Genomic DNA, 18,368 nt, shown 5'->3' on the forward strand with positions numbered 1-18,368 from the left:
TTATTGATAAATCTCGGCGCTGATTACATTCAGGCCATCACCGGAAAAAAGGCCGACCTCGTAGGCATTCATATCGTAGAAGCGGAAAGTCAACGCCCGGAACTCGTTGATATAGAGAACACCGTATTCATTGATCGGGTCCAACAGCAGGTCCAGCGTCACGACAGGGTCGTTCAGGGGCACGGCAACGCGTGGGTCATTCGGGTTGTCGGCATCGCTGTCGAGGTGAAACCGCGCCTCGTTATCCGCCGTGGAGAGGGAAACAAATGCTTGCTGACCGTTATCGGGGCGGCGGAACTGAATACCGAACGATTCAGCCGCAGGGTAGCCGTCCAACTCTATGTGCCACCGCGTCAGCGCCTGGGGCGACATCAGCGTAAACGCACCGTCGCCCGACACACTGAAGCCGCTGCCGTTCTCCGTAACGGTGCCGCGCTGCCACGCGAGACCCACGCTTTGGCCACTGTCCAACTGGGTACTGATCAAGTCCGGCATTTTGACAGACAGGTCACCATTGGAATTGCGATACAATTCATGGGAAACCAGATCTCCGCCCCAGCGGAACAAACCGCTGTCGGCCTTGCCGAGCTTGTGCGGCACCCAGCCAAACAACAGCTTCTCATCGTTCGGTCCCGCAGAGCGCCCCGCGTAGTAACCCCGGCCATCCAACGCATCGTAATCGGGATATTCCCATCCCCCTGCGCCATCGGCGACCAAATGGCGCACTTGGCGGGAGGCATCACGCTGATCGGAGTACAGCAGGAACGGATGATCATCGAGCATTAACAAGTCTGGCACTTCCAGATTCAAGTCAGAGGTTTCCTGGTACAACGGCGGCTGTGGTGTCCAGGTATCGAGGTCGTCTGACGTGTACAAACCGATCGCGGCTTGATCGTTGTAGCGGGAAGTCAGCAACATCCAATAGGCATTGTCATCCGCATTCCAGAATACCCAGGGATCGCGGAAGTCGTAATCGCTATAGCCATTCGTTCCGGTGAAGGTCCGCTCGGGCTGCTTCATCCAGCTGTCGCTCGTCACCTCACCGGCAACGGCTTTCATCACTGCTTCCACCGGGGTGATGGTCTGGTTATGCCCGGTGTAGAACAGATGATACTCACCCGTATCATCTTTGATCACACTGCCCGAGCCGGTCCAGTTATCCTGGCTGTCGGCGGCATCGCCCACCGGCAACACTTCGCGCGGTGCCGTGAAGCTGGTCAAGTCATCGGTGGAGGCAAGATACCAGGGATGACGCCCATCATCGTGCAGATAAAACACGTGATAGGTGCCGTTTTCATAGTAAGGGTTCGGATCTCCCATTCTCAAGCGCGAGGCGGGCGTACCGGGAATCACATTGGATACCACACTCCCCTCAACGGGTGTCTCCGCCGCTTTGTCAGCCGCGCGAAACTCATCGGCCATAATATAAGCCAACGCCTCATCCGCCCCGTCGTCCGGGTGGTTATCGATGAATTCGACAATCGCCCGATGCCCTTTCAGAGCCGACACATCCCAGGTGACCCAGGACACACTGTCTACCTGGTCATCGCCACTCGCCTGGCGCACCACTTCGCCATTGACGCGAAGCATCACAGCCGTCGCCCGAGGCTGATCGTAGGCATTGCTGCCACCGCCAATCAGGAAGTTAATAAAATTACGGCCAATCACAAACTCCGGCGATGCCACCCGCCCCACGGCTGACCAGCCCAGGAAATACCCGGCGCTGCCGTCACTGTCAAACGCTTCACCAAAACTTGCGAACACACGTTCACCCTGCGCACCATTCACACTGGCGGCCCACTCGCCTCCATTAAGCGTGACCAGATCACCAGTTACACCAAAGCCGTGCTCCTGGTAGGTATTGAATTGAGCGCAACAGAATTCAAAGTTGGCGATGTTCTGATCCGATCCGGGCCGCGTAAATAGCGGCAGGCCTTCGGTCGCGGGCGCATCGGTGTACACCAGTTCTACCGATCCATCACCGGTAAGGCCCGATGGCGTTGTCGCCGCCGACGAACTCGCTTCAATGTGATCGACCAGAATAAACCGCAAATTACCGTCATCTCCCTGATCGTCGTGGCCATCCATGATTTCAATTTGCCCGGTCTGGCCAATGAACTCTCCCACCTCCCAGGTTACCGGAGAAAGCGACGCTTCCTGGCCGTTGCCTGTCGCGTGACGAACCACTTCACCGCCCACACGCAACACCACCGCCGTGGGCCGTTCGCTGTCATACGTATTAAGGCCACCACCGGCCAGGAAATTAATGTAACGGGCGGGAATCTCGAATTCCGGTGTCGTCAAAGAGCCTGTCAGCTCCCAGCCTTTCCACTCGGCTGATGTGTCCTCTTCATCGTCAAAGCCATCACCATAACTGGCAAACACGCGCTCGCCCTGAGCGCCGTCGATACCCTCGGCCCAATGCCCACCATCGAGCATTTGCACCACACCGGATGCCGCAAATCCATGGGCTTCATAGGTGCCAAACTGGCTGCAGCAAAATTCAAACCCGGCGTGCTCAAAAAGCAATTGTGCGGGGTAGTCCGGCCATTCACTGGCACTGGAGGAACTGCTGGATTGACTGGAAGAGGTACTGGACGCCTCACCGATCTGAATGACGCTTTCCGGCGGTCGGTCCGCCGCGCCGGTCTTACAGCCACTCAGTGCGATCCCGAGAATCATTGCTGTGGCAGGCACCCACTTTGGTTCATTATCGTTTTTCATCATCGTTGCCTCGCTGTCACTCTTGACAGTCTTTCCTCCCAGTCGGAAGGCGCAATCAGAGTGTTATTCGTTATAGGAATGCGTATTGGCTCCGGGCTCATTCGAGCTTCGGTCATTCTAAATTACAGAATCATTTAAACCATTTCAACTTTTTTATTAACTTTGTGTTAATAATTTTTTCGGCAAAAAACCCTTATAATATGCAAATTATGGCTATATATCCCATACCTGCACCATATTGACTATTATATTTAACCGTGATTTACTTAGTTGAAAGGCGGCGCCCAGCAAGCCGTGCTTATACAAACATAATGGATAACAGCGAGATTCAACGTGAAGTCATTACCTACTTTGCTCGGCGGCATTGAGGCCGGGGGAACCAAGTTCAACTGCGCCCTGGGCGTGGCGCCCGACCAGATTCTGGAGCGAGCCAGCTTCGCCACGACCACGCCGGCAGACACTCTGGAAGCGGTGCACCGTTTCTTCCAGCACGCTCAAACCCGGCACGGCACCCTGTCGGCGCTGGGCATTGCCTGCTTCGGCCCAGTGGACCTCGACCCGTCTTCCCCCACGTACGGATTCATTACCAACACCCCGAAAGCGCATTGGTCGAACACCGATATTCTCGGCGGACTGACCGATCGCCTTGGCGTTCCGGCCGCTTTCGATACCGATGTCAATGGTTCTGCACTGGGGGAAGGAACGCTCGGGGCCGCACGCGGACTGGACGATTACCTTTATGTCACCATCGGCACCGGTATCGGCGCTGGCGTGGTGGCGAATGGCCGCCCAATCAAAGGCGCCATGCACCCCGAGGTCGGTCACCTGCTTGTGCCCCGCGACGCCGAGCGCGACCCATTCCCCGGCGCTTGCCCTTTCCACGGAGACTGTATTGAGGGATTGGCTGCCGGCCCCGCACTGGAGAAACGGTGGGGGCAAAAAGCCGAAACGTTCTCGCCCGACCACCCCGCCTGGGAGCTTCAGGCCGAATACCTGGCCACTTTGTGCTGGAATCTCACAGTGACGTACTCACCCCAACGCATCATCCTCGGTGGCGGCGTGATGGGCCAGGCGCACCTGTTTCCGCGCATTCATGAACATTTCCAGCGCATCCGGCAGGGCTATCCCTGTGGCCGCGCCGCGAGCACGGCGCATACCTATATTGTGCCGCCGGGGCTGGCGGGGCGATCCGGCGAGGCCGGGGCGCTATTGATGGCTCGCGCCGCACTGCCCGCATCGCACACGGCCAGCGCCGCCATGTAGCTGGAAGGTTATTGCGTCAGCTACGGCCTGGCACGAACACGTCGAGCCACATCACTGACTCATGAACTTCAAACAATAAATCCATCGAGGTTCCAACATGAACAATGCCCAAGGGCACACGCCCCGCCGATCTCATCGCGTGGTTATTTTCAGCACCGTCGTCGCCGCCCTCGGGGGTCTGCTTTTCGGTTTCGATACCGCCGTGATTTCCGGCACAACCAGTGCCCTTGAGCGCGAGTTCGAGCTGAGCAGCAACGGCTTGGGGTTCACGGTAGCCATTGCACTGATCGGCACCGTGCTGGGGGCATTACTGGTGGGGCGGCCCGCTGACCTGCTCGGCCGCAAACGCTCGCTAATGGTCATTGCCGCGCTGTATCTTATCTCCGCCGTGGGCAGCGCCGCCGCTACTGTCTGGCTGGAGTTCCTGGCGTTTCGCTTTATCGGCGGCCTGGCGGTAGGCGCCGCCTCAGTGGTCGCCCCCATGTACATTGCGGAAATCGCGCCCGCCGCTATGCGCGGACGGTTGGTGGCCATCAATCAGTTGAATGTGGTCGGTGGCATTTTGCTGGCCTTTATTTCCAACTACCTGATCGGGCTGACCCTGGACGATTCTGTGGCCTGGCGCTGGATGTTGGGCGTGGAGGCCATCCCGGCCGCGTTGTTTCTGGGCCTGCTGTTCCTGATTCCCTACAGCCCCCGCTGGCTGGTGAAACAAGGTCGAACAACCGAAGCCCGAGCCGTGCTGGAGAAAATGGGCGAGCGCAATATTGACCATGAACTTCGCGACATTGAGCGATCACTGCAAAACGGTGATTCCGAACCTTCCGATACGCTGTTTCAGAAGCGCTACCTGCTCCCGGTGTTCTGCGCCTGGTCCATTGCCATGTTTAATCAGCTATCCGGTATCAACGCTCTGATGTATTACGCCCCTCGCATTTTTGAAAGCGCGGGCTTCAGCGAGGAAGCGTCACTGCTTCAAGCCGTACTGATCGGCGGCACCAATTTTCTGTTCACCGCTCTCGCCCTGTTCATGATTGATCGTTTCGGCCGCCGTCCCCTGTTGTTTATCGGCTCGATCGGCACCGCTGTTTCCCTGTTTCTTGTGGGCGCGCTGTTTATGGCTGAAAACGCGTCCGGTCATCTCATTCTAATCGGATTGCTGGGATTCATTGCGGCGTTCGCCATCTCGCAAGGGGCGGTCATCTGGGTCTTTATTTCGGAAATTTTCCCCAACCGTGTGCGAGCCAAAGGGCAGGCGCTGGGCAGCTTTACGCACTGGTTTATGGCGGCTGCGGTCTCCTGGCTGTTTCCGGTATTCGCTGAGGGTCTCGGCGGCCTGGTGTTTATTTTCTTTGGTTTGATGATGGCCTTGCAGTTTGTGTTTGTCTGGAAAATCATGCCTGAAACCAAAGGAACATCGCTGGAAAATCTCGAGCATGCGCTGGATGTCCGCAACGCTACACCCCGCCATGCCACCTCAAACCATTAACAACATAACGATACCGATAGTGAGGTTTATTGTATGCTCAACTCTACTTTCAAACTGTCTCTGGCCAGCGCGCTGGCCCTAGCGCTGGCCGGATGCAACGGCAACAGCCAGAACCCGGCGAGCGGTCCGGCGTCGGCCAGAACGACCTCCGATAGCGTCACCTCTGATAGCGCGCGCTATCAGGAGCGCTACCGCCCACAGTTCCACTACACGCCGCACCACAACTGGATGAACGACCCCAACGGACTGGTTTATCACAATGGCGAATATCACATGTTCTACCAATACAACCCTCACGGCGACAAGTGGGGGCATATGAGCTGGGGCCACGCCGTCAGTCGTGATTTGGTGCACTGGGAGGAACTGGGCGTCGCCCTTCCCGAAGACGACGACAACATGATTTTCTCCGGCAGTGCCGTGGTGGATCATCACAACACCACCGGCTTCGGCAGCCGGGATAACCCGCCGCTGGTCGCCATCTACACCGGGCATCGCCAGCCTCCGGCCAAAGGTCAGGACCAGCGCCTGGCGTACAGTCTCGACAACGGCCGCACCTGGACCAAATACCAAGGCAACCCCGTACTGGACGAAAACATGACAGACTTTCGGGACCCGAAGGTCATCTGGCATGAGGAGAGTCAGCAGTGGATCATGGTGGTCGCGTTGTCCACCGAGTACAAAGTCGCTTTCTATGGCTCACAAGACCTGAAAGACTGGACGCTGCTCAGTCAGTTCGAGTCACCGGAGTCCGCCCTGGGCATCTGGGAGTGTCCGGACTTGTTTGCACTGCCCATTGATGGCGACAGCGAACAGCGCCAGTGGGTACTGGAAATCGATCTCGGCGCGGGCGAGGAAGGCTCCGTGGCCGGCGGCTCGGGCGGCCTCTATTTCGTTGGTGAGTTCGATGGCCAGCGCTTTATTCCGGACGAGGACGCCCTGCCCGCCAGCGAAGAAGGCCCTCACCAGTGGGTGGATTACGGTAAGGATTTTTACGCCGCGGTCTCCTGGTCCGACGTACCGGAGGAGGATGGTCGGCGACTCTGGGTGGGCTGGATGAATAACTGGCAATATGCGCAGGATCTGCCCACCTCACCCTGGCGCAGTTCGCAGAGCATTCCTCGCGCGCTGGAACTGGTTCGCCACGACGGCGGCCTGAAAATGGTGCAAGAACCGGTAGAAGAGTTGCAGGTACTGCGGGGCGAGCAGCGTTCACTCACCGCCCTGACCCTCGACAGTGAAAGTCGGTCCCTGGCAGATCACGGAGTTGCCGGGAAAGCGCTGGAACTCAAAGTGACTTTCGCCAACGTCGACGCAGACGCTTTTGGGCTCAAGGTGCGCACTGGAAAGAATGAACAAACGATCCTTCGCTACGATCAGCGCGACGAAACCCTGAGCCTGGATCGCACCCGTTCCGGAGAAGTGGATTTCCATGCGGACTTCCCCGGTGTACACGTCGCACCCATGCCGCTGGAAGACGGTAAAGTCTCCCTACATGTGTTTGTCGACTGGTCCTCGGTAGAAGTCTTTGGCCAGGGCGGGACGGTCGTTATCAGCGACAAGATCTTCCCGTCGTCGGACAGCGACGGTGTAGAGGTGTTTGCCGAAGGCGGTGAAGTGACGGTGGAAACCTTGAACGCCTGGCCCCTGAAGTCTATCTGGTAACGAGCCCTGCGCCTTCTGTAACCGCCGGAGCGACGGGCGATCATTAAATCGTCCGTCGCTCCGGCACACTGCCTTTGAGCAACACGGTTTTATCCGCAGCGAAGGACGAGTAAAACGGCAAAATACCACCGCCGACCACCATGGCGTCCGGGCCGAGCCGACCGGGCAGGATCGACGGTACAAAAATATCCTTGGCCACGGCGCCTCCCAGCCGACGCTCCACCATCGCCACCAGCTCCTCAATAATAAACCGCGGCAAATTGGCATCAATGATGATAGCCTTCAGATCCAGCACACTGATCGCGGACAAAAACGCAAACACCAGCGCATCGGCGCAATCGTCCATCCACTCCTGAATATACAACCGAGCCTGATCAATATAGTCGGGCAGCTCGCCGATATGGGAAATCCCAATACCTTTTTGGTTGAGATAACGGCGCAACGTTAACAGTGATGCGCGCTGTGTCAGCATATCGAAACCGCTCTTCGGCGCCGGGTGGCCAAAACGCTCGGAGTGCGGCACCGGCATCGACGCCAGCTCGGCCGCGTTACCGTGCACACCGGGTTCAAGGTTACCGTGCAGCACCAGGCCACCACCGATAAACGCACCGATGTTCACGTACAGAAAGTCCGAAATATCGCGTCCGACGCCGAGCTGCAATTCCGCCACGGCAGCGGCCGCACCATCGTTCTCGAAGTACACGGGCAAATCAATACGCCGGGAAATTTCCTCGCTCAGATCAATGTTACGCCAGCGTTCCGACAGCGTTTTGTCCATTTCCAATTCACTCGGCCAGGCCCCGAGAAACCAGGGCATGGCAACCCCCACGCCGCGCAATCGCTTCTGTGCCGTCTTGTCGAGACGGCTGCGTAGCTCGGGCAATAACTCATCGATTTGTTCGAGAATAAAATCAGGGTCCGGCTGGTCGAATTCGCGACGGAACTGACCGAGGGTTTTGCCGCTAAAGTCCAGCAACAGAAGCTCAAGGTCGCGCCGTCCGATTTTTATACCCAGGGAATACGCACCTGCCGGGTTGATGGCATACAGGGTTGACGGCTGGCCAAGACCGCCGAGACGACGCCCCTCGCGGACGACCAGTTCGTTTTGCTCCAGATCGTCCACGATACGCGTTACTGCTTGCGGCGTCAGATGGGTAGCGCGTGCGAGATCGGATTTGGAGGCGGTGCGATATTTCCGCAGGTGAGTGAGCATGACTCGCTCGTTGTAACGACGCAGGCCGCTGGAATTACTGCCCTGGCTCATTCTTGAACTCCCGGATGAGTGCCCGGACCGCCTTAGTTATTATGAGTGCTGCATCGTTTGTATTGACCGCAATCAGGAGGGGCGGTGATCGGAGCTGCCAAATATCACCGCAGTTTAACAAGGACGGCATCACAATAGCCAGCGCCACACGAGCCGCGGGCTGGAAGCACCATGCTCCGTTTCATTAATCCGGGCAAGTTGCTCATCACGACGGCTACGCCGCACCCCACATACCGGTTGCCCCCTCGATCAGCAACTTCAGTCCCGCCACGCCCAGCAAGCCGTAACACGTCCAGTAGAACCAACGATCCGATACACGCTTGTGCAAATACACTCCGAGTAAAACGCCGAGTGGCGCGAAGGGCAGCAATATCAGGGCCGTGGTCAGATTGCCAATGTTCAGCTGGCCAAAAAACGCATACGGCACCAACTTCGTATAATTGACGACGGAGAAAAACAGCACCGTGGTGCCCACAAACACGGTTTTGGGAAGCTGCTGCGGCAGCAGATAGATAGCAATGGGTGGGCCGCCCGCGTGCGCAATGTAACTCACGTAACCGGAAACGCCGCTCCAGAACCCGCCACGACCAATACTTGGCCCGTGCTTTGGCAGACGTTGCAGTAAATATTTACCCCAGAGGTAATGCCCGACAAAATAAAGCGCCATCACACCGATCATCAGGCGAATCATATCGGCGCTCATATACTGGAAGGTCAACATGCCGCCGAGCAGACCGAGCATCGCCCAGGGAAACATGATTTTCAGGTTGGTCCAGTCCCAGCGCCCACGAAAACTCCACAGGCTTACCAGATCCATCACGCAGAGAATGGGCAGTAGAATACCGGCAGCCACCCTTGGGTCTACCGCCAGTGACAGCGCGGGAACCGCCAGAGTCCCCAGGCCGCCCCCAAATCCCCCTTTCGAGAGTCCTACCAACAACACTACCGGAATCGCCAGTGCGTAAAACTCCCAACCTGCGATCATGTCCAAAACCCGCCCTTAAAAAACGGGCATTGTAACAAGCTATCACCAGCGCAGTGGCACCGGTTTCCGCCCGACCAGAGTTGGCGTTATCCTTTTTTCGGGTCGCCCCCGGCTTTTTTAGGGCCTTCGCGCTCCAGGCGCTTCAGCTCCTTGCGGTAGGCTTCCATGTCCTCCCAGTCAAAGGGGGTGCCAGCATTCAAGTGATCGGGGTGCTTGGCCCGCTCCTTGGCGTGCGCCTCCAGAGAGTGCCCTTCTTCAACATCCTTGCCACTTTCTTCCTTTACTTGCTCGCGCTCGTACTTTTCCAGAAATTCCGATGCCTTCTTCATAGTAACCTCCAGCGGAGTTGGCCAAAAAACCACCCATATCCGTTATCATTGGGGCATGCCCTAACGGAGTCAACCATTAAGCAACTGTTTGGCAGCCGCACTTTCCGTTAATGTGCGCTATTGCCATCTTGCGTCCGTGCAAGCCAACTGACGCGGCGAATCCGTGGGAACAGGCGCCCAATGTAATACCGAGCGCTTTCCCACGCAGGAACTCCCGTTTCAATAACCGAGGTACTGTCCATGACCGAGCGAGCGCTATCCCTCTTTGACCGCTGTATCGTTGGTGTTGACCGCGTACTGCGTACCTTGACCGACACCGACAGCGTGGCTCGACGCCCCTCCCCGGCTCAGTCCTTACCCGAGGCGGAGTTGACCGACAGCGAGCGTCGCCACGCCGCGGGCTTGATGCGGGTAAATCACTCTGGCGAAGTGTGCGCCCAGGCGCTCTATCAGGGGCAGGCATTGACGGCAAAACTGCCCGCCGTACGCCGGGACATGGAGGAAGCCGCCGAGGAGGAAGTCGACCATCTGGTGTGGTGCAAGGCGCGGCTGGATGATCTGGGCAGCCACCCCAGCTACTTGAATCCTCTCTGGTATGGGCTGTCCTTTACGCTGGGGGCTGGCGCGGGTTTAATCAGTGATCGGGTCAGTCTGGGGTTTGTCGCGGCTACGGAGGAGCGGGTGTGCGATCACCTGCGCAGCCACCTGAAACATCTGCCCGCAACGGACCAGCGCAGCCGGGCGGTCGTCGAACAAATGCTGGTGGATGAAACCAAGCACGCGCAGGGTGCCCTGCGCGCTGGCGGGCTGGATTTTCCGGTGCCGGTCAAAGCCGTCATGACGCTGGTTTCCAAGGCGATGACCACGACCAGCTACCACTTATAACAGGCGGAAACCGGGAGGTTTTTATTCGGCTTCCCGGATTTCGTAATCGTGGGTAATGGCCACCCCGGCGGCCTCCAGCATGATGGACGCCGAACAGTATTTGGTCGCCGACAGCTCGACGGCCCGCTTCACCTGATTTTCTTTCAGGTTTTTGCCGGTGACTACAAAGTGCAGATGAATACGGGTAAAGGGAGAGGGCACCCCCTCGGCGCGCTCAGCGTCCATATCGACATAACAGTCACTTACCTGCTGGCGCGACTTACCGAGAATGCTCATCACATCAAAGGCGGAACAGCCACCCAGCCCCAGCAACAGCATTTCCATTGGGCGCACGCCGGTATTGCGGCCACCGTGGTCTGGGGGGCCATCCATCAGTACCGTGTGCCCGCTGCCCGATTCCGCGAGGAATTGAGCGCCATCCACCCATTTAACCCTGCCTTTCATAGAAACTCCTGACCTCTGAACAAACTCACCGGGCGACCTCTGAACAACCCCATCGGGAACTGACGCGCCCAGCGTATACTGGCTCGAAAGAGTATCACAAACCCACCCGAAACCCACCGAATTCAACAGTGTCGCTTTTTCCCCTGCAATGAATTAAAGTTTACGGTTGTGCTGGACATAGTGGCGTCCTAAGCTTATAACTGGTTCACAAAGTGGCCAGCGAGAAGTGAGCCCCAACTAGCAAGTCATTGTATTTAGGGTCATAATGCCCGCCGTTAACCTGTTGATAATGTTCAAAAAACTAGGAGCTGCACCTTGGTCGCCGTGTCCTTAACACCCCAAATCAGTCATGTGGACGAGTTTCTCAGCCACTGCCACCGTCGGCGTTATCCGGCGAAGAGCACGATTATCTACGCGGGAGATAAAAGCGACTCCCTCTATTACATTGTGCGCGGCTCCGTCACGGTTCTGATTGAGGACGACGAAGGCCGGGAAATGATTGTCGCCTACCTGAATGATGGCGACTTTTTCGGAGAAATGGGACTGTTTGATCAGGAAGATTCCCGCAGCGCCTGGGTTCGGGCCAAGTCCGAATGCGAAGTCGCCGAAATCAGCTACAGCAAGTTTCAGGAGATCGCGAGCGAGAACCCCGAGTTCGTGTTTGCATTGAGCAGCCAAATGGCACGTCGACTGCGAGCCACCACCCGCAAAGTGGGCGACCTGGCCTTTTTGGATGTCACTGGCCGCGTGGCTCGCACTCTGCTTGATCTGTGCAAGGAACCCGACGCCATTACCCACCCCGATGGCATGCAAATCAAAATTACGCGCCAGGAAATTGGCCGGATTGTCGGTTGCTCACGGGAGATGGTCGGACGCGTTCTGAAAACGCTTGAGGATCAAGGGCTCGTGGAAGTGCGCGGTAAAACGATGGTGGTTTACGGGACTCGCTGACTTCAGCCCGTCCCGTATAGACGAAAGAGGCATGCGCTGCTTGCCAGCGGCATGCACTCTTACTCAGCGGAAAAAGCGCGCCAGCGCTTCGCCTGGCTCATCCTCTCTCATGAAGGCCTCACCCACCAGAAAGCTGTGAACATGGCGGCGACGCATCGCAACCACATCGTCCGGCGACAAAATACCGCTCTCGGTCACCACAATCCGCTCGCTATCAATGGCGGGCAGCAAGTCGTAGGTCGTTTTTAAGTCTACCTCGAACGTGTGCAAGTTGCGGTTGTTAATCCCGATCAACTTGTTGGGCAACTCCAGCGCCACCTCCAGCTCAGCCAGGTTGTGGACCTCCACCAGCACATCCAGGCCAAGCTCCAGCGCCAGCGTATTCAAGGCGCGCAACTGCTCGGGCTCCAGCGCCGCCACGATCAGCAAAATGCAGTCGGCCCCCATGGCACGAGCTTCGTAGACCTGGTACTCGTCAATAATGAAGTCCTTGCGGATAACGGGAAGAGCCACGGCTTCGCGGGCTTCCTGAAGGTAGTCATCCGAGCCCTGGAAAAAGTCCACATCGGTCAGCACCGACAAGCAGGTGGCGCCGCCCTTTTCGTAGCTGCGGGCCAGCTCGGCCGGGTGAAAATGCTCGCGAATCACACCCTTACTGGGAGAGGCTTTTTTGATCTCTGCGATCACGGCCGACTGGCCGCTCTCCACCCGGTCGGCGATGGCCTGCACAAAACCGCGCGTGTCCGGCAAATGCAGCAGGCTCTGGCGCAGTTCATCCAGCGAGCGCCGCTGTTGACGCTCGGCCACTTCTTCATGCTTGCGCGCCACAATCTTGCGCAGCACTGTCGGGGTCTCACTCACACCAGTCTCCTCGTGTTAGAACTCGCTTTTGAAACACTGGGTGAAAGCCGCCAGTTCGCGGATTTTCTCTCCCGCCAGGCTGCTGCCAATCGCGTCACGCGCCATCTCGACACCCTCCTCCAGGCTGTCGGCAACGCCACTGACGTAGATCGCGGCGCCCGCATTGAGCGTGATAATATCGGCGGCTTTCTCGGCATATTGCCCGCGCCGATTACCCAGCGCGTCTTTAATCAACCCCAACGACTCGGCCGCATTACTCACACCCAGTCCGATCAGGCTTTTGCTCTGCACCCCGAAGTCTTCCGGTTTGATCACATACTCTGTGACTTCACCATTTTTCAATTCGGCCACCTGGGTTTCCGCCGCCAGACTGATTTCATCCAGCCCATCTTTGGCGTGTACGACCATCACATGTTCACTGCCGAGCCGATGCAGCACTTGCGCCATGGGGCGACACAACTCGCCGTTGAAGACGCCGATCACTTGCCGCCGCACATTGGCCGGATTGGTCATCGGGCCGAGCATGTTGAAAATCGTGCGCAGCCCCAACTCTTTACGCGGCCCCACCGCATAGCGCATGGCACCGTGATGAACGGGCGCGAACATAAAGCCCACACCGATCTCACGGACGCAACGCGCCACCTGCTCCGGCGTGATGTTCAGGTTGATACCCGCCTCTTCGAGCACATCCGCACTGCCGGTGGAACTGGACACCGAGCGATTGCCATGCTTGGCGACCCGACCTCCCGCCGCTGCCACCACGAAGGCACTGGCGGTGGAAATATTGAACAGATTGGCGCCATCACCGCCGGTACCGCAGGTATCCACCAGGAACTCGGCGTCAATTTCCACGCCTTGGGCCAGATCCCGCATGGCCATTGCGGCCCCGGTAATCTCATCCAGGGTTTCGCCTTTCATTCGCAGCCCCACCAAAAAGCCGCCAATCTGGGCTTCGGTGGCACCGCCGGTCATGATCTCGGTCATCACCGTGGTCATTTCTTCGGTGGACAAGTCAATTTTCTCGACCACTCGGGCCAAGGCTTGCTTTAAGTCCATGTGCATCTCCCGTTTTGTTATCGTGAGTATGAAGGGCGTTTGCGCGCCTTACACTCTCTCACTCACTCCCCAGGGTGTGAACACTCGGTCAGCCGTATCATCGTTGTAATGGTCGCCGCACTCCTTTGCGTCATCACGGCCAGTCGATTCTGACACGACTGTTTCAGCCGCGCAAAAAATTGTTCAGCAACTCGTGTCCCTGCTCAGTCAGAATGGATTCGGGGTGAAACTGTACCCCCTCCACCGACAGCGTTTTATGCCGCACCCCCATGATCTCGGCGGGCTGACCGGATGCGTCCTGAGTCCAGGCGGTAATTTCCAGGCAATCCGGCAGGGTGTTACGATCGACCACCAGCGAATGGTAGCGCGTCGCCTGCAGGGGATTATTCAATCCTCGAAATACGCCCCGGTCTTCATGATAAACGGGCGAGGTTTTACCGTGCATCACGTGCGGTGCGCGGATCACATCGCCACCGAACGCCTGGCCGATGGCCTGGTGGCCCAGGCAGATTCCCAACAGGGGAATTTTTCCGGAGTAGGTCTTGATCACGTCCAGCGATACGCCCGCTTCATTCGGCGTGCAGGGACCCGGTGAAATCACAATTTTCTCTGGTGCCAGCCGCCCCACCTCGTCGACGGTGATTTCGTCATTGCGCACCACCTGAACATCCGCGCCCAGCTCCGCCAGGTACTGCACGACGTTGTAGGTAAAAGAATCGTAATTATCGATCATCAGTATCATGACTGTGCTCCCTCTGACGCAATGCCCCGGTTCACCATGTCCACCGCCCGAAAAATCGCGCGTGCCTTGTTCATGGTTTCCTTCCACTCCAGTTCGGGCACCGAGTCCGCCACGATACCGCCGCCGGCCTGAACATACAGCTTGCCATTCTTGATAACCGCCGTGCGGATGGCAATGGCGGTATCCATATTGCCATTCCAGCCGATATAGCCGACCGCGCCGCCATAGATACCACGCTTTTCACTTTCCAGCTCGTCGATAATTTCCATCGCCCGGATTTTGGGTGCCCCCGACAGGGTGCCGGCGGGCAGGGCGGCGCGCAGCACATCCATGGCCTCCAGCCCCGGCTTCAGTTGCCCGGTCACGTTGGAGGTGATGTGCATGACGTGAGAGTAGCGTTCCACCACCATTTTGTCGGTCAGTTTCACGGTGCCGGTTTGCGATACTCGGCCCACATCGTTGCGCCCCAGATCAATCAACATCAGGTGCTCGGCAATTTCTTTCGGATCGTTGACCAGATCCTGCTCCATCGCCTGATCTTCCTCCGGTGTGCGCCCCCGACGCCGGGTGCCGGCAATCGGCCGCACCGTTACCTGCCCCTCTTCGAGGCGCGCCAGAATTTCAGGGCTGGAACCCACCACCTGATGATCGCCCAAGTCCAGAAAATACATATAGGGCGAGGGGTTCAGGCTGCGCAGGGCGCGGTACAGATTGAGCGGCTCGGCCTGGTAATCAATCGACAGTCGCTGGGAGGGCACCACCTGCATAATATCGCCCGCCAGGGTGTATGCCTTGATCTTCTCCACCGCAGTTTTGTAGCCGTCTTCACCCATGTGGGAGGTAAAGCTCTGCTCCGGCCCTTCAGCGCGGGGCAGTCCCACCTCCGGCAGCGGCGGCATCGGTGCCCGCAGCTGAGCCTCAAGCTCCGCCAGACGGGCTTGCGCTTTGTCGTAAGCGCCGTCGATGTCGGGGTTGGCGTGAATCACCAAAATCAATTTACCGGCGAGGTTGTCAAACACCAGCACCTCATCGGACACCATCAGCAAAATATCCGGATTGCCCAGCGCATCCGCTGGCGTGGTCTCTTTCAGATGGGGTTCGACATAGCGCACGCAATCGTAGCCAAAATAGCCCACCAGGCCACCGGTGAAGCGCGGCAGGCCGGGTAGATCAGGGGCGCGAAAGCGTTGCTTGTATTCTTCCACGAACGCCAGGGGATCACGACAGTCGAATTGCTCTTCAATCTCACCGTCGCACTCAAGCTGTACACGATCCCCGTAAGCCTTGAGCACACGACGGGCCGGCAGACCGATCATGGAGTAACGCCCCCATTTTTCCCCACCCTGGACCGATTCAAACAGATAGGAGTAAGGACCGCGGGCCAGCTTCAAGTAGGATGATAACGGCGTATCCAGGTCGGCCAGCACTTCGTGCATCACCGGAATGCGGTTGTAACCTTCCGCCGCCAATTGGGAAAATTGTTCGGGAGTCATGCTTATACCTTTTGTGATGTCGTTCGCTCACACAGCACGAGGCACAGGCGCAATCAGCCGATGAGCGAGGGTATTGAAAGCAGCACGTCAGACGTGCCGAGACAGCGAGGACCCGGCGCAGGCCTGGCCCTGATAGACTTCAGCTACGCCATCGGGCGGACGCAGCGGAGGGAATGTTCAGATATAAGCCTGACAGAATCACGTGCTTCTCCAAAACGTTTACGGTCCAGAGTTTACTCAAAACCGACGGCCGGGGCCAGCCCCCGCCGCCTTCAATCGGTCATTTTCGCCAGTTGCGCACGCATTTTCGCAATAACCTCGGCGTAATCGGGCGCGTTAAAAATGGCAGACCCCGCAACAAAGGTATCCGCCCCCGCTTCGGCCACCGAGCTCAAGGTGTCCAAATTGACACCACCGTCGACCTCGAGCCGTATGTCCTTGCCGCTGCGGTCAATCAACGCACGAGCTTCGCGCAGTTTATCGAGCGTGGCTGGAATAAACATCTGCCCCCCGAAACCGGGGTTGACCGACATCAGCAGCAACATATCCAACCGGTCCAGCACGTGACGTACCAGCTCGAGGCTCGAAGCGGGGTTCAGTACCAGCCCGGCTTTGCAGCCGGCATTTTCAATCAGTTGCAGGGAGCGGTCCACGTGCCGCGAGGCTTCGGGATGAAAAGTGATGTATGTGGCACCCGCTTCGGCGAAACTCTCAATCAGATCGTCCACCGGTTCCACCATCAAATGAACATCAATGGGCGCCTCGATGCCGTACCGGCGCAACGCTTTGCAGACCATGGGCCCGAAGGTCAGGTTGGGCACGTAGTGGTTGTCCATCACATCGAAGTGAATCATATCGCCGCCGGCAGACAGCACCGCCTTAGCCTCTTCACCGAGCCGGGCGAAGTCGGCAGAGAGAATAGAGGGAGCGATTCGGTAATCCCGCTTCAAGTTTTGCATAAACGATCCGATGAAGGTTGATAAGATAGGAACGATTCACTAAACATAATGGCTCCATTGTAGCGAATAATACCGCCCCAATGGCAGTCGCTGCGGAGATCCACCGTTTATGACCATCGCCACCGCTCTACTGCTCCGCGCCAAGCCATTGCGCCGCGCCGGAACGAGCCGCCTTAGCGGTCCGGCATTATGGCTGAGCCTCTGGCTGGTGGCAGCCCCCACACAGGCACAGGCGCCCGATCTCGCCGAAACCGGCAACACCGAATCCACGACTCCCGCGCAGCCGCCTGCTGCTGGTTCGGCAGAAGCCGCCGCCGAAGAAGACGCAGCTCCACCGGTGGAACCCGAACGCCCTCAGTACGCCTCCCGCGCCGAGCGCGATCAGCACTTGCTGGCCAACCGTTTTCCGGATGAGACTCGCTGGCTCTCGCTGCCGGAGGGCGATGTGCTGGCGCTGTACCGTCCGGCGATGGCCTCACCGAAGGGTGTCTTGCTGATGTTTCGCAGCTCGGAGCAACCGCCTCACTGGTCACCGGAGCTGGGCAATTTGCGACAGGCTCTGCCCCGCCACGGTTGGGCCACCTTCGCCGTAACGCTTCCCTTGCCGACCCCTGAGGCGGTACCTCCCCGGCCCGAACCTCAACCAGAACCTCAGCCGGAGAACACGGTGGAGAGTACGACGGAGACCGAGATCGACGTACAACCGCTGCCCCTACCGCCCAGGGATGAACGGATCGCCGACCGTGTGAACGCCGCGCTGCAATGGCTTGCCCGCAACGGGCAGGGGAATCTTGTAGTGCTGGTTGAACCGCTTGCCGCCGAGGCGGTCATGGCCACATTGCAACCACAACTGGCAGACTCGGTTCGCGACGACCCTCCGGATAACGGCGAGAGTCCGCTGTCCGGACCCATCCGGGCCTTGATTGTTGTCAATCACCCCAGTGCCCACCACCCTCTGGATAACGACGCTCTCACTGCCCTGTTCTCTATCCCGGAGTTACCCGTCCTGGATGTCTTTGTCGGGCACTCGGATATGGCACGCACCCAGGCCCGTCGCCACCGCGACATCGCGAAACGTCAACAACTGAGTCATTACCAGCGGTTTATCATTGGGCGACCTGATGTGCATGACTTGCAGAGCACGGACAGCACCTGGGTGCGACGCATCCAGGGGTTTATGCAACGGCAGGCCGAGGGCCGGGAGGTGCGGCTGCGTCCGTCGGAAAGGCCGCGCGATGCCGAAGGTGATCGGCCATGAAAC

General features: G+C 58.2%; 16 protein-coding genes. 6 read left to right on the forward strand and 10 right to left on the reverse strand.

Annotated elements, in window-relative coordinates:
- Positions 1–2,727: a hypothetical protein gene (locus tag ACQCLF_RS06960; RefSeq protein WP_426985621.1), complete on the reverse strand. Its 2,727-nt coding sequence runs from the start codon at positions 2,725–2,727 to the stop codon at positions 1–3.
- Between the two features lie 330 nt (positions 2,728–3,057).
- On the opposite strand from ACQCLF_RS06960, the gene ACQCLF_RS06965 reads away from it, so the two are divergent.
- The 3 genes from ACQCLF_RS06965 (at position 3,058) to ACQCLF_RS06975 (ending at position 7,138) form a co-directional block, all read left to right on the forward strand.
- A complete protein-coding gene (locus ACQCLF_RS06965; RefSeq protein ID WP_426985623.1) occupies positions 3,058–3,987 on the forward strand; it encodes an ROK family protein in 930 nt (309 codons plus the stop codon).
- 97 nt (positions 3,988–4,084) lie between these two features.
- Positions 4,085–5,476 carry a sugar porter family MFS transporter gene (locus tag ACQCLF_RS06970; protein WP_426985625.1) on the forward strand — a complete coding sequence of 464 codons (1,392 nt, stop codon included), beginning with the start codon at positions 4,085–4,087 and terminating at the stop codon, positions 5,474–5,476.
- 33 nt (positions 5,477–5,509) lie between these two features.
- Positions 5,510–7,138 carry a glycoside hydrolase family 32 protein gene (locus ACQCLF_RS06975; RefSeq protein WP_426985627.1) on the forward strand — a complete coding sequence of 543 codons (1,629 nt, stop codon included), beginning with the start codon at positions 5,510–5,512 and terminating at the stop codon, positions 7,136–7,138.
- A gap of 43 nt (positions 7,139–7,181) precedes the next feature.
- Here ACQCLF_RS06975 and ACQCLF_RS06980 read toward each other — a convergent pair whose 3' ends face one another.
- The 3 genes from ACQCLF_RS06980 to ACQCLF_RS06990 form a co-directional block, all read right to left on the reverse strand.
- Positions 7,182–8,402, reverse strand: coding sequence for an ROK family protein (locus ACQCLF_RS06980; protein ID WP_426985629.1), 1,221 nt, complete (start codon positions 8,400–8,402; stop codon positions 7,182–7,184).
- A gap of 214 nt (positions 8,403–8,616) precedes the next feature.
- Entirely contained in the window at positions 8,617–9,387 is a 771-nt protein-coding gene (locus ACQCLF_RS06985; RefSeq protein ID WP_426985631.1) for a sulfite exporter TauE/SafE family protein, read from the reverse strand.
- An 86-nt stretch (positions 9,388–9,473) separates the two neighbouring features.
- Positions 9,474–9,716 (reverse strand): peptidase S14, encoded by a 243-nt coding sequence (locus ACQCLF_RS06990; protein ID WP_426985633.1) that lies wholly within the window; start codon positions 9,714–9,716, stop codon positions 9,474–9,476.
- A 240-nt stretch (positions 9,717–9,956) separates the two neighbouring features.
- Here ACQCLF_RS06990 and coq7 point away from each other — a divergent pair, with 240 nt between their 5' ends.
- Positions 9,957–10,601 (forward strand): 2-polyprenyl-3-methyl-6-methoxy-1,4-benzoquinone monooxygenase, encoded by a 645-nt coding sequence (gene coq7 / locus ACQCLF_RS06995; RefSeq protein WP_426985635.1) that lies wholly within the window; start codon positions 9,957–9,959, stop codon positions 10,599–10,601.
- Between the two features lie 21 nt (positions 10,602–10,622).
- Here the strand turns inward: coq7 and ACQCLF_RS07000 are convergent, their stop codons facing one another.
- Complete coding sequence (locus ACQCLF_RS07000) at positions 10,623–11,045, reverse strand: OsmC family protein (protein WP_426985637.1); 423 nt, start codon at positions 11,043–11,045, stop codon at positions 10,623–10,625.
- Positions 11,046–11,360: 315 nt separating this feature from the next.
- Here ACQCLF_RS07000 and crp point away from each other — a divergent pair, with 315 nt between their 5' ends.
- The gene (gene crp / locus ACQCLF_RS07005; RefSeq protein ID WP_426985639.1) at positions 11,361–11,996 is read left to right on the forward strand and encodes a cAMP-activated global transcriptional regulator CRP; all 636 of its coding nucleotides are present in this window, start codon (positions 11,361–11,363) and stop codon (positions 11,994–11,996) included.
- Positions 11,997–12,059: 63 nt separating this feature from the next.
- On the opposite strand, the gene trpC is transcribed toward crp, so the two are convergent.
- The 5 genes from trpC to rpe all read right to left on the reverse strand — a co-directional run bounded on the left by trpC (position 12,060) and on the right by rpe (position 17,107).
- The gene (gene trpC, locus ACQCLF_RS07010; RefSeq protein ID WP_426985641.1) at positions 12,060–12,857 is read right to left on the reverse strand and encodes an indole-3-glycerol phosphate synthase TrpC; all 798 of its coding nucleotides are present in this window, start codon (positions 12,855–12,857) and stop codon (positions 12,060–12,062) included.
- 15 nt (positions 12,858–12,872) lie between these two features.
- Positions 12,873–13,913: an anthranilate phosphoribosyltransferase gene (gene trpD / locus ACQCLF_RS07015; RefSeq protein WP_426985643.1), complete on the reverse strand. Its 1,041-nt coding sequence runs from the start codon at positions 13,911–13,913 to the stop codon at positions 12,873–12,875.
- Between the two features lie 163 nt (positions 13,914–14,076).
- Entirely contained in the window at positions 14,077–14,655 is a 579-nt protein-coding gene (locus ACQCLF_RS07020; protein WP_426985645.1) for an anthranilate synthase component II, read from the reverse strand.
- Positions 14,652–16,148, reverse strand: a complete 1,497-nt coding sequence (gene trpE / locus ACQCLF_RS07025) for an anthranilate synthase component I (protein WP_426985647.1) — start codon at positions 16,146–16,148, stop codon at positions 14,652–14,654. The genes ACQCLF_RS07020 and trpE overlap by 4 nt, the downstream gene beginning before the upstream one ends.
- A gap of 272 nt (positions 16,149–16,420) precedes the next feature.
- The gene (rpe, locus tag ACQCLF_RS07030; protein WP_426985649.1) at positions 16,421–17,107 is read right to left on the reverse strand and encodes a ribulose-phosphate 3-epimerase; all 687 of its coding nucleotides are present in this window, start codon (positions 17,105–17,107) and stop codon (positions 16,421–16,423) included.
- A gap of 109 nt (positions 17,108–17,216) precedes the next feature.
- Here rpe and ACQCLF_RS07035 point away from each other — a divergent pair, with 109 nt between their 5' ends.
- Positions 17,217–18,365 (forward strand): DUF3530 family protein, encoded by a 1,149-nt coding sequence (locus tag ACQCLF_RS07035; RefSeq protein WP_426985651.1) that lies wholly within the window; start codon positions 17,217–17,219, stop codon positions 18,363–18,365.
- Positions 18,366–18,368 lie beyond the last annotated feature (3 nt).

Origin of the sequence: Marinimicrobium sp. ARAG 43.8 (genome assembly GCF_050113635.1) — a bacterium.
Classification (GTDB): Bacteria; Pseudomonadota; Gammaproteobacteria; order Pseudomonadales; family Cellvibrionaceae; genus Marinimicrobium.